At 37.7% G+C, this 12,890-nt stretch carries 10 protein-coding genes and 2 pseudogenes; 5 read left to right on the top strand and 7 right to left on the bottom strand.

Going from position 1 to position 12,890, the window contains the following annotated elements; all coding sequences use genetic code 11:
- Positions 1–55: 55 nt before the first annotated feature.
- From trpS to ACFIMC_RS07660, 3 genes are all read left to right on the top strand, one after another.
- A complete protein-coding gene (trpS, locus tag ACFIMC_RS07670) occupies positions 56–1,126 on the top strand; it encodes a tryptophan--tRNA ligase (protein WP_375672044.1) in 1,071 nt (356 codons plus the stop codon).
- A gap of 62 nt (positions 1,127–1,188) precedes the next feature.
- A complete protein-coding gene (locus tag ACFIMC_RS07665) occupies positions 1,189–1,680 on the top strand; it encodes a universal stress protein (protein ID WP_375612177.1) in 492 nt (163 codons plus the stop codon).
- A 59-nt stretch (positions 1,681–1,739) separates the two neighbouring features.
- Positions 1,740–2,318, top strand: coding sequence for a NifU family protein (locus ACFIMC_RS07660; RefSeq protein ID WP_273723704.1), 579 nt, complete (start codon positions 1,740–1,742; stop codon positions 2,316–2,318).
- Positions 2,319–2,766: 448 nt separating this feature from the next.
- Here the strand turns inward: ACFIMC_RS07660 and ACFIMC_RS07655 are convergent.
- The 3 genes and pseudogenes from ACFIMC_RS07655 to ACFIMC_RS07645 all read right to left on the bottom strand — a co-directional run.
- A pseudogene (locus ACFIMC_RS07655) lies at positions 2,767–2,847 on the bottom strand (DUF4102 domain-containing protein); the annotation flags it as partial.
- 876 nt (positions 2,848–3,723) lie between these two features.
- A complete protein-coding gene (locus ACFIMC_RS07650; protein WP_375680975.1) occupies positions 3,724–4,059 on the bottom strand; it encodes a zinc ribbon domain-containing protein YjdM in 336 nt (111 codons plus the stop codon).
- Positions 4,060–5,143: 1,084 nt separating this feature from the next.
- Entirely contained in the window at positions 5,144–6,772 is a 1,629-nt protein-coding gene (locus ACFIMC_RS07645; RefSeq protein WP_375613582.1) for an alpha-D-glucose phosphate-specific phosphoglucomutase, read from the bottom strand.
- Positions 6,773–6,989: 217 nt separating this feature from the next.
- Here ACFIMC_RS07645 and ACFIMC_RS07640 point away from each other — a divergent pair, with 217 nt between their 5' ends.
- Positions 6,990–7,514, top strand: a complete 525-nt coding sequence (locus ACFIMC_RS07640; RefSeq protein ID WP_375613588.1) for a peroxiredoxin — start codon at positions 6,990–6,992, stop codon at positions 7,512–7,514.
- A gap of 882 nt (positions 7,515–8,396) precedes the next feature.
- Here ACFIMC_RS07640 and ACFIMC_RS07635 read toward each other — a convergent pair.
- From ACFIMC_RS07635 to pyrF, 4 genes are all read right to left on the bottom strand, one after another.
- Positions 8,397–8,930 carry a replication protein gene (locus ACFIMC_RS07635; RefSeq protein ID WP_375618298.1) on the bottom strand — a complete coding sequence of 178 codons (534 nt, stop codon included), beginning with the start codon at positions 8,928–8,930 and terminating at the stop codon, positions 8,397–8,399.
- Positions 8,931–9,520: 590 nt separating this feature from the next.
- A complete protein-coding gene (hisS, locus tag ACFIMC_RS07630) occupies positions 9,521–11,005 on the bottom strand; it encodes a histidine--tRNA ligase (protein ID WP_375680974.1) in 1,485 nt (494 codons plus the stop codon).
- A gap of 42 nt (positions 11,006–11,047) precedes the next feature.
- Complete coding sequence (locus ACFIMC_RS07625) at positions 11,048–11,305, bottom strand: hypothetical protein (RefSeq protein ID WP_375681731.1); 258 nt, start codon at positions 11,303–11,305, stop codon at positions 11,048–11,050.
- A 49-nt stretch (positions 11,306–11,354) separates the two neighbouring features.
- Positions 11,355–12,200: an orotidine-5'-phosphate decarboxylase gene (gene pyrF / locus ACFIMC_RS07620; RefSeq protein ID WP_375634394.1), complete on the bottom strand. Its 846-nt coding sequence runs from the start codon at positions 12,198–12,200 to the stop codon at positions 11,355–11,357.
- Between the two features lie 480 nt (positions 12,201–12,680).
- On the opposite strand from pyrF, the pseudogene ACFIMC_RS07615 reads away from it, so the two are divergent.
- Positions 12,681–12,890, top strand: a pseudogene (locus ACFIMC_RS07615) (DUF3792 domain-containing protein); the annotation flags it as partial.

Here is a 12,890-nt window from a genome sequence, read left to right as displayed (position 1 = left end):
ATACTTTGTCAAAAACAATAAAATGAATAACCTTAATTGAAGAAAGAGCACTCCTATGGATACCTTCACACCACTTGTCTTTTCCGGCGTACAACCGAGTGGTCACTTACATCTTGGCAATTATCTTGGAGCCATTCAGCATTGGGTTGAACTACAAAACTCTCATCACTGTCTCTATTGTGTTGTGGATATGCATGCGCTCACCGTCAACCCAGATCCCCTTACTTTACGCGAATCCACCAGAACAGTGACAGCAGCCTTTTTAGCCGCCGGTATTGATCCTCAAAAACATATTATTTTTAATCAATCACGTGTTTTTCAACATGCTGAACTCGCCTGGATTTTAAATTGTGTTGCCCGCATTGGCTGGCTTCAACGCATGACACAATTTAAAGATAAAGCGGGAAAAGATCGTGAAAAAGCATCCCTCGGGCTTTTTGCTTATCCCACTTTGATGGCTGCTGATATTTTAGTCTATCGTGCAACGCATGTTCCAGTAGGCGAAGATCAAAAACAGCATGTTGAACTCACACGCGATATTGCACAAAAATTTAACAACGACTATGCACAGCGTATTGCCGAATTAAATTTTGGCGTTTCTATGCAAACGGATGAAGAAAAAAGACAAGGCTTTTTTCCTCTTCCAGAAGCACTGATTGGAACAACAGCCACACGCGTTATGTCTTTGCGCGATGGGACGAAAAAAATGTCAAAATCAGATCCTTCAGATTTTTCACGCATTAATTTGACCGATGATGCTGATCTTATCGCAAAAAAAATACGCAAAGCCAAAACGGATTCAGCTCCTCTTCCCGATACCCTTGCCGCTTTAAAAGAACGACCAGAAGTTGATAACCTGCTTGGTATTTATGCCGCCTTTGCCAAAGTTAGCAAAGAAAAGATTCTTTTAGAATTTTCTGGTCAACAATTTTCGCATTTTAAAACAGCTCTAGCCGACCTTGTTGTCCATAAGCTTGCCCCTATAACAGAAGAATTACGTCGCCTTCATCAAGAAAATGATTATATCGACTCTGTTTTGCATGATGGCGCTAAACGTGCTAGTATGCTCGCAGAAGAAAATATGAAAAAAATTCGTGAAATTATTGGATTTTTGCACGATACATAAAAATAATAAAACTAAAAACTGTAGAGAGCAAAAAAATCGTTTGTACAAAATAGAGAAAGTGCATGATTTCCAAACCCCAAAATCCGAAAAAAGAACCAAAGAAAAAAAACTTAGTTATTATCGATGAAACACCAGAGTGTCGGCGTGCCGTTGCGTTTGCCGCACAGCATGCCCAAAATACCAGTAGAACATTGGTATTACTTTGTGTCGTTGATAGTGTAGAATTTCAACATTTTCTGGGTGTAAACAACGTTATGCGTACAGAATCAAAGCAAAGTGCTCATAAAATATTAGGAGACATTGCCAGTGAAGTCCGCACCACCCATGCGCTTGAAACAGAAATAGTAGTGCGTGAAGGAAAAAAAATTGATGAGATTTCTAAACTGATCGACGAAGATAAAAGGATTGCACTGATTGTTTTAGCAGCCAGTGGACATACAGAAGGACCAGGACCCCTTGTTCAATTAATCGGGAATAAAGGAACAGCTTTTTCAATCCCTGTCATTGTTATTCCTAGCAATCTTGCCGATGAAGATATTAGATCTATTGCCTAAAAAATATAATATTCTACAATGTAAGATCTTCCCAAGCCTTCATTATAAAAGGAGAATCTATGTTTATACAAACTGAAACCACCCCAAATCCTGCAACTCTTAAATTCTTGCCAGGACGCGTGGTTCTTTCTGAGGGCGTATTAGAATTTCGTGACCCTGAAGAAGCAGCTAAAAACTCACCTTTGGCGGCTAAACTGTTTAATATTCCCAATATCAATGGTGTCTTTTTAGGCTATGATTTTATCACCGTAAGCAAAAAAGAAGGGGAATGGCAACATCTCAAGCCCGTCATTTTAGGCACAATCATGGAACATTTTCTATCCAATGAGCCAGTGATCACTACCAACGCTACAACACAAGCACAAACCCATGCCCTTAACGAAGAATTTTATGACGAAAAAGATGCTGATATTGTCTTAACCATTAAAGAGCTGCTTGAAACGCGTATCCGCCCAGCGGTTGCCAATGATGGTGGAGATATTACTTTTCGTGGATTTGAAAATGGTATTGTTTATCTCAATATGCGCGGCTCCTGCGCTGGATGTCCCTCTTCAACGGCAACCCTCAAACATGGTATTGAAAATCTTTTACGCCATTTTATCCCTGAAGTTTTAGGCGTTGAAGCCATGCCACAATAAATATTGACCTCAATAGGTAAAATAACCACACCGATTGCCCCTCTTCAACAGCGCTCAAACATGGAATGTAAAGATCTTACGTCATTTTATTCCTGAAATTCTCGAAGTAAGCCATGCAGCCATAAAAATAGAGTACTGTTAAAAAAATCTGTCCAATAATGATACATTCACTCACCTTTCACCTCCACATATGCCTTAAAAAGCTTTCTGCCCTTTTAAGAGCATAAGTTGTTTCAATAAACCAATTTATACGTACACAGAAGTACAATGCATGGATGTGCACTTTAAATTTATTTTGTTTTATAATCTTGTCATGCAATTTTAACGAGGAAAACACGACCTCGTTAAAAAAAAGAAAACCCAAAAAAGAAAACATTGTAAGATAGAGTGCTCATTTGCTCTATCTTTCTCAGTGCTTCCAACGACAAATCACGCAAAATACTTCTTGTAGCAAGCCGGCACCATCATCATATCTGCCAGCCCCTAATGATGCGACAGCTCTTTCATTAAGACGATTCATAAGAGTCATTTTTAATCCTTTCTTTCCTCATTTTTACCCACACGCCAGCCCCGCGTGTGGTGTGCAAGCAAGTGATTTTAATTGATTCAACATGGAACAGATTTGAAATGAGAGAATCCCACGTTATTCGGGGTTCTAATTCAATATGAATAACGCTAATTTATTATTATAAATCAATATGTTGTTTCAGACACTCGACAAAGATCACATTTTGCAACTTGCAATGAGAATTCTGACATTCTTCTTATTTCAATTATGTTTTTATTGCATCAATCAAAATCGTCCGCTTACACAGCACAAACTGGATAATAACAAAAACTATTTTTAATAGCTCTTATGTACACTTTTATAAGAGACTGTTGCAGTACTAAGAGCTGGAAAATGCATGGCAATAAGACCTTATCAAGGTCATAGCGTCCTTTTTCCATTCTTAAAATCAAGAATTTCCTCTATCATTTTCAATCTCATTTCCATAAATATGACGCAAAAGGTGTAACTACCCATAAAAAATAAATACATTGAAGCCAGATCTATTATGGTTGTTTGAGAAATTATCTGATAAAAAAATGAGAATATTTTTTCAATTCAGCAGAAATAAGTTTGTCTACTTTACGGCGTTGTTTTTCTCATAAAGCGCACACTTTTATTGTTGCTTATGAGTCAACATCCAGTCCCCTCATAACCCCATATTAAAAGAAAAGAAAGAGTCGCTATTTCTCTGCGATACATGGCTTTGCAATAAAGGAAAACATATTGCTCCTATCTGATTGGTGTAATCTATGAAACAAGAAAAGAAGCCCATTGGAGAAAAATATGCCCAATTAGAGAAGAATGTAAAAATAGAAAACCAACGAAATGCAAAAACAATTGCAAGAAGATAAATGCCTAAACTTTTTTCACAAACTCCGACTTTAAACTCATCTGACCGATCCTAGGAATTTTGCAATCGATATTATGATCCCCATCCACCAAGCGAATATTCTTTACCTTCGTCCCCCCTTTTAAAACAGATGAAGCGCCTTTTACTTTCAGATCTTTTATCACCATAACGGTATCTCCGTTTGTTAAAATCTGACCATTGGCATCATAAACAGTATTGGCAAGAACCGTATCATCGTTTTTTTGTGGCCATTCATGCGCGCATTCAGGACACACAAAATTTTCACCATCTTCATAAGTATAAAGACAATCACAACGAGGACATTTGGGATATTGGGTCATAAATTTCCCTTTTTTAGAAAAAACATTCATTATGACTGGTCATAAAGCAAGAAGTGCTTATTGTCCATTATTTTAGAAAAATGTTTCCCTTTGTTTCAATCCTCATCTGCCAACTGTATTCATGAATGCTATCATCACATACTATACACAAGTTTATAAAAATGATTGATCATTATACAACTCAAATAAGCCCCCCGCATATCATAAAATTTACTCACTGCATTCTCTCTAATAAATTAATCAAAATCATTTTCTTATACATCACCAATGCAATTAACGAATGGATAACAAAACAATTAGAAAAGGAACATCTCTGAATAAAACGTTCTCAGAGAGCTAAAAACTATTTCAGCATTGAGAAACAAGAAAATGATGTCCCCAACTTAACCTTTTATTTAAGTAAAGATAACAGTCATAATGTTAGAGAACAGACTGATTTATGATCATAGTTAATGGTTTTGTATATTGAATGAAAGCCGATAAATAAGCTGAGATTCTCTCAACCCCTTTTACATTGAAACAACCAAAGCCTTTTGTTTGCATGTTACAAGTAGGAAAATCCGTGTAAAACGATTATCCAAAATACTAAATACTCTCAAATATAAGAGCCAACATTGAAAGCGGGCAAAGTGAATAATGGTGCCGTCTTACTCTCTCATAAGCGTAAAAATGGTGCTGCTCAATGGATGGATGGCCGGTTATCCCTTTCAAAGCAACACGCATAAGATGCGTTTTTAGTGTCTTGAGAGAGAAGATTCTTTAAAACAAACATATGAAATGTGCAACAATGATCGTATTTTGTTTTGTATGAGAAACATTCCCCTATTAAACAAAAATTGCTATCAAGCCATTGAGCAAACCCATTGGACATAAATGATCCGATTATGCTCGATTATAATTTCCTACAGCATTTAGTTTTAAGAATCCCGCAGTTTTAGGAATCCGATTGATATGGAAAGGTGGAAAAAACAAGTCTCGCCTAAAAATAGAGTTAAGCTCTCCCTTATGCACATAAAATCACACCCCTAAAATCACATCCATGTGATCAATCATCATACCTTTACAAAAAAACATTCCAATGATCTTAGGTGATAATATCAGGACGATCTCGCCCCAATGCTTGTTGTATGTTTAACAGTTTTAGTGCTACCTGTTGCAAAGGTTGGAGAACTTCTTGCGGATTAAAATTGTGTTTGCGCGGATCACTTTCATACTGTTCAAAATAAAGTCGTAAAGTAGCACCTAGCGTCCCTGTTCCCGACAAACGAACCACCAACCTTGCTCCATTCTCGAAAAAAATACGTATACCTTGCCGCGTGCTAACGCTCTGATCAACGGGATCATGATATGTAAAATCATCTGCTTTTTTGACGAAAAATCCAGAAATTTCAGTTCCTGCATGTGGTAAGTGCGCACGCAAATGCTCTAGTAATGCCAAAGCTTTATCTGCTTCGACTTCTTCATAATCATGCCGTAACGTGTAAAAACGCCCATAGGTGGACCAATGCTGTTGAACAATCTGTGCGACAGTTTTTTCTGTTACCGCTACAAGATTTAACCAAAATAGGACAGCCCATAAACCATCTTTTTCGCGGATGTGATGAGAGCCCGTTCCAAAGCTTTCTTCACCACAAAAGGTTACTTTTCCCGCATCCAAAAGGGTTCCAAAAAACTTCCATCCCGTTGGCGTTTCAAAAAAATTTAATCCGTGTTTTTCCGCAACTAGATCAGCAGCACGCCCCGTCGGCATAGAGCGCGCTATCCCCACAACACCTTTTCGATATCCTTTAATAAGGTGTGCATGTTCAGCCATAATAGCCAAAGAATCCGAAGGCGAGACAAATTGTTGACGACCAATAATGAGGTTACGGTCTCCATCACCATCAGAGGCGGCGCCAAGATCTGGTCCTTGCTCTGACATCAATAAATCATAAAGATCCTTAGCATAAACCAAATTGGGATCTGGATGACCGCCTCCAAAATCTGGCAAAGGAATACCATTAACCACCGTCCCTTCAGAAAATCCTAAGCATTTTTCAAAAATTTCATGGGCATAAGGCCCTGTTACCGCATGCATGGCATCAAACCGTAAAGTAAGACCTCGAGCAACAGCCTTGGCAATACAGTCAAAATCAAAAAGCTCCTGCATCAAAGCAACATAATCAGCGACAGGATCAATAATATCAATCCGCATGGCTCCCATAAAGATCGTACCTTGCCTATCTAAATCAATATCTGGTGCTTCAAGAATTTTATAAAAAGAAAGACGTTGCGATGTTGCAAAAATAGCATCACATAAAGAATTAGGAGCGGGTCCCCCATTGGAAATATTATATTTAATACCACAATCTCCTTCTGGACCACCAGGATTATGGCTTGCAGAAAGAATAAGTCCACCATGGGCATGAGTTTTACGAATAAGATGCGAAACAGCAGGTGTAGAAAGAATACCGCCCCTTCCCATTTTAACACAAGAGACACCATGCGCCGCTGCCATCTTCAACACAATCTGAAGGATAGTACGATTAAAAGTGCGCCCATCCCCCCCCAGAATCAACATTTTTCCTTCAAGAGGTCCAATATTATCAAAAAGAGATTGTATAAAGTTTTCTACATAATGGGGTTGTTGAAAAACAGACACTTTTTTGCGCAAACCAGACGTTCCCGGTTTTTGCCCCTCAAAAGCCGTGGTTAAAACTGTCTTTATGGTCATATCAATACCTTTATATTCTTTCCTATAATTTTAAGGTGAAGAGTATCCAAAGTCGACCATTAATTCTACTTGACGGAAGTGTGAAATATTTGCACACTCGTTAGAAGTAAGAGTTTTTAAAGAAGCCCTTTTATTTAAAACGCTTTTTACCATATGTTTTTAAATACAAAGGCTGTTTTAAAACAAAATTTTCGTAAAAGAATACAGGAGCATCATGATGATGAAAAAAACAGTTCCCAATGTAACATTCCACACACGCGTACGCGATGAATCAGTGGCTGGAGACAATCCTTATCGGTGGCAAGAAGTTAACAGCGATGCTTACTTTAAAGGAAAGCGTGTTATTCTTTTTTCTCTTCCTGGAGCTTTTACCCCTACTTGCTCAACCTTTCAGCTGCCTGATTTTGAAAAGCTCTATGATGAATTTAAACAAGCGGGTATTGATGAAATTTATTGCCTTTCCGTCAATGATGCTTTTGTCATGAATGCTTGGGGAAAAGCACAAAATATCAAAAACGTGAAGTTAATTCCCGATGGCTCTGGTGAATTCACACGCAAAATGGGTATGCTGGTTGCAAAAGACAATGTTGGGTTCGGCATGCGATCATGGCGCTACGCAGCTGTTATTAATGATGGTGTGGTTGAACAATGGTTCGAAGAAGCAGGTTTTTCAGATAATTGTGCAACAGATCCTTATGAAGTTTCTTCACCACAACATGTTTTAAAAGCCTTGAAAAGCTAATTCCCCCAATCGTCTATTTAAACAAAATTTTACGACACAAATTTTCTGAGGAGGAAGATTTGTGTCGTTGACTTTTTACAACATCTATTCGTGAAAACAGACACGATAAGTTGATTGTACGCCTTCTGTGAGAAAAGATTACAGCAATAATTTTTTCAATAAATATTTTATGTTTTAACTGCTTTGAAAAAGTTTGAAAAATTGCTGATGAAAAATCTGGACCCGTTGTGGGGCTAAAAAATCAAAGAGTTAAAAGCTGTTGCACGCTATCAAAAAATGGGGATGCAATTGCCAAATGCGCAAATTCATGCAAAACTCTCTCAGAAACATCAAGGACTAACGTATTGATGAAATATGCAAGATCAATGCTAAATTTCTCATACTGAGAAAAACTTTGTATTAAACAATACTTTGATTTATAAAGATAATTTATAATTTTGCATATTGAATGAGAGGAGCCGAATATCATAAGATTGTTTTATTTTATCCCTTCTTATATTGAATCCCTTAAAACTATTTTCTTGCTCATTAGCAAGCGGGATTGGCATATGAATAAACGATTAAAAAGAGTAAAAATACCTCTCGTAAACGCGCCAAAATACAAGAGCTATGAACATCATTACTGCAAAGTTCACAAAAGTACCAAGAAAGAAAATACAGATCAAACATTTGTTTGAAGAGGTGCACAGTTCAAATTAACTTATGTCTCATAAAAAGAAGAAAATATGGCATAAAAACCGCTCTGCATAAAGAACCATTCATGGAGAATATTAAATCAAAACAGATCCCGCAAACATTCCAATTCACATACCATAAACAGACTCATTACTGTTCTCATAGCTATTTATTCTAAGCTTTTATTTTTCTCTAAGAGAAAAACGGTTAAAGAAGTTGTTTATTCGGGTATTCTACCGTAAAGTGTGCTTCTATCTCTTCCTCTTCATCAAACTCAAAATCTTCATCACATTCAGGAAGACCAAAAATATCTGGATTGATGAAATAACAATCTTTTTTTGTCCCCTTCGCTACAATTTTATTTGTTTCTAATTCTTTGATACCTTCTTTAAAACTTTCAAAATTAAGATATTCTGGTTCTTGAATTGAAAGATCGCAAGTCAAAAATTCTTCAAGAATATCATGATCCAATGTTATCTGATCAAACCATAAGTCCACATCATCCCCCTCATCTAACATTTTCCCTACCTGCCACAACATCACAAAAAATGCTTTCATACCACTAAATGATAACCCAAAAATCATACGCCGACACGACGAGGCGCCTGAAAAGGTAATTTGCGGAAGATCTTCAAATCCGAAATTTGAAGGAGGAAGTTTAAATGATTTTCCAATATTCTCAGGTCTTTCAAGAATAAAGGGATTTCGTTCATAGAGCAGAGTAAAATCATATTGGACCATTTTCATTTCTCCGTTAAAGAATTGACTTTATGAAAAATGCATATTATCAGTAAGTTACCATTATGGCAGCTTACAATTCATCCAAACATGCTCCTGTAAAAAATTGTTCGATTTAAGTCATTTCATTGTTTTTTGAAGCTTAAAAAGTCTTTTAGGATAAAACGCTCTAGTTCTCCCTCCTTTTGCAATAAGGCTAGATTTTGTAATGTCCAAGAAGAGAACATCAAAGGATTTGATACTCATAGATGAGAATTCAAAGATGAAGCCAATATGAACTTGTCAATATTTTTATAAACTTTTGCAGAAGCGTTACGTGAAACCCTTTAATTTTCTCAGAGTTTTTGTTCGTTACAATTTTTTTTGCTCATTTTAACGCATTATCATCGCATCCTCAGAAGGGCACGTTTTATAGCAAATAGCGCTTATTTATCTCTTAAAAAATCTCTCTTTTATGCCGCACGCACTTCAAAACCCCGCTTTTGAACGCGTGCACCAACACGTATAAACGAGCAAAGCACAAATTTTAAAAATTGAATTTCAAATTTTCAAAATATTTCGAACAATCACTTCGATAAAGACTTTTACCATTATCATTTTTGGGCGGCTAAAATATCCTGTACTGTTTTGACCAATTTTTCTTCATCAACCGTCACTTGTGCTGGTCGACTTTCACGCCATGTTTGATTATCCTTAATTTCATGAGACAAACGCGCCCCTTCAATCAAATCTTTAATCTGTATTTTTCCGCTCTCACGTTCTTGTGAGCCTTGGATAACCACACAAGGCGCTTGGCGTCGATCTGCATATTTCATCTGCGCTTTTATCCCCGATGCCCCCAAATAGAGCTCAGCACGAATTCCCGCACCACGCAACTGCATCACCATTTTTTGATAACCAGCAACCGCCTCTGGCTCTTTATCCATCATCAGCACCACAACCGGCCCTGTTGTCTCCTTCATAGGCAACTTTCCAAGATTTTGCAAAGCAGCGATCAAGCGTGAGACCCCGATTGAAAAACCTGTTGCTGGAATGTTTTCACCACGAAAGCGTGCCACCAATCCATCATAGCGCCCACCACCACCAACGGAGCCAAAAACAACTTTCAGCCCATCATCATTGAAAACATCAAACAGCAACGTAGCCTCAAAGACAGGACCTGTATAATAATCCAGTCCACGCACCACCGATGGATCAATCTTGATACGATTCTGAAAGCCATTTGCGGCAAAAATTGCTTGCATTTCCTCAAGCTCACAAATTCCCTCACGCCCTTGAATATGATCACCAACCACTTCTTTAAGAGCCTCAAGCGTTTCTTCTGCTGTTTCAGCTCCAGCAGCAGTTAAGGTAAGAATACACTCAATCTCTTTATCCTTAAGCTCCGCCCCTTTTGTAAAGTCACCACTTTCATCCAAACGCCCTTTTCCCAAAAGCAAACGCACCCCTTCAGAACCAAATTTATCCAGCTTATCAATTGCTCTTAAGACAGTTAAGCGCTTTTCAGCCTGCTCATTTCCCCCCAAACCAATTTTCTCTAAAACACAATCGAGAATTTTTCGGTTGTTCAGACGAATGGCATATTCATGATGCTGAAACCCTAGTTTTTCCAAACTATCGGCTGCCATCATACAAATTTCGGCATCAGCTGCTACCGTTGGTGTTCCAACAATATCCGCATCAAACTGCATAAATTGCCGAAACCGCCCTGGACCTGGTTTTTCATTGCGAAAAACAAAGCCAAGACGATAACTGCGATAAGGCTTTGGCAAAACTTCAAAATTCTCGGCAAAATAACGAGCAAGAGGCGCGGTAAGATCATAGCGCAAAGACATCCATTGCTCATCATCATCTTGTAGCGAAAAAACGCCTGCATTTGGACGATCTGAATCCGGTAAAAACTTACCCAGCACATCTGTATATTCAAAAATTGGTGTTTCCAGTGCTTCAAAACCATAAAGTTCATAAACTTCACGAATTTGCGCAATCATTGTTTCAGTTGCATACAACTGTGCACTTGTACGATCAACAAAACCCCGGGGTAAACGGGCTTTGGTTTTTTCTTGTTTTGATAACATATTTTTCTCTAACAACAATATATATTCACCGATAACGTGTGTCTATCTTATAGAAACAAACGCTGCAATAACTTTATCAACTGGAAACTGGTAACAATATACATAAGCTTTTGCTTTTAAAAGATGCAAACCTTTACCCTTAAGGCAATCTACTGAAAATATTTGCATTTTCAATAGGAACATAGCCCCCCGCTCAACATGAAATGCCCGCTTAACATTCAATGAAAAGACATCTGTGCTTGTTGAAAGAAACCTCAAAGCGACTGTTGATTCTGGATAAATCGGAAGCATCCCCCTCAAAAGCCCTCCCTTTCAGAATTCTTCAGATTTATTACAGATGCAAAAATCCTCAAGACATCAGTGTGCTTTGCGCTTGTTCTGCAAAATGATTGATAACATTTTTTAAATCAACAATATTTCGTCCAGCATCTGTAATAGAGCGTGATACAGAGGGAATAACATTCTGCCAAAGTCTTTGTGGAAATTGATTTGCTAGTTGTGTCATTGTTCCACCTTGAGCGCCAATACCCGGAACGAGAAACAGACTATTTTTTAACTGCTCGATTGTGTCTTTTGATTCAGATCCTAATGTCGCTCCTATAACCGCACCTATGGGGCCAATATTATGATAAATAACCGAAGACTGACTATTATAATCACAAATACACTGTGCAAGATGAAGAGAGAGTGTCTGATCACCAATAAGCGCATTTCGTATTTGTTTCCCCTCTGGATTAGAAGACTGAACAACCACAAAAACCCCTGCTCCTGTTTCTTCTGCAACCTTTATCAGAGGAATAAGAGCATCAAAACCCAAAAAAGGATTAACTGTCATGGCATCCACCTTGAACGCACTACTTGGACCAAGCCAAGCCTTACCATAGGCTTCAGCAGTAGAGCCAATATCCCCCCTTTTTGCATCCGCCAGAACCAATATGCCTTGTTCGTGTGCATTTTCAATCAGTTCTTTGAGAGCTTGAAGACCTTCCACACCATATAATTCAAAAAATGCGACTTGCGGCTTTATAATACCCACTTTACCAACAACTGCTGTTAAGAGAATATCACAAAAATCTTTTAGACCTTTATAATCAAAGCTTAGTTTCCACGATTGCAAAACTTTATGGCTCGGATCAAAGCCAATACAAAGAGGTCCATAGATTTCACGATTTTTAAAAAAAGTTGAACGAAACATTTTATATCCTAACAAGATCTCTCTTTAAACTTTTTGATACAATCAAAAAGAAAAGCATTTGTCAAAAGAATACAATAGCGAAAACACAAAGAAAGATCTCTCTATACAAAATGTGCTTTTATTTATGAAACATAAATATATTCCCATTCGTAACGCTTATCATATGTTTATCAACCAAAACATTGTCATGAGATAAAAATTCAAATTTATGAAAGAATATAAACAAAACAGCATCTATATTATAATGACCTCATAAAGCCCTATAGACATGCCTTGTCGTTTTCACCCCCCTTTTTTATGATCAACAAAAACTCTCTATGAACGCGCTTTAAACGAAGTTTCAAAAGAAAATGCCCCACCATGATGATCTCGATCTTAGCTTTAGATCTTTCCTATTCCTTTTGGCGCATATCTTTATCCCTTTTGGAACATAATTAGCAAAAAGGCATTGTATCTCCAGCATATTCAAGGAGATAAAACATGGAAACTCGCATTCCTGAAAACACACCATTTGATACGAATTTTTTAGGAGAAACAACTCTAGAAGAAAAATATTCACTCTTTCACACACCCATTTCATGGTCCGCAATCTTTGCGGGACTGGTGACAGCTCTTGCCACCTCAATCTGCCTCTCTTTTCTGGTCGCAGCTTTAGGCTTAAGCCAAATGGATTTCACTTCTTCATCCCCA

The sequence above is a fragment of the Bartonella sp. AP21QHHD genome (genome assembly GCF_042196205.1).
In the GTDB taxonomy this organism is placed as follows: domain Bacteria; phylum Pseudomonadota; class Alphaproteobacteria; order Rhizobiales; family Rhizobiaceae; genus Bartonella.
The sequence above is the reverse complement of the archived record's forward strand: the minus strand, read 5'-3'. Positions and strand labels throughout refer to the sequence as shown.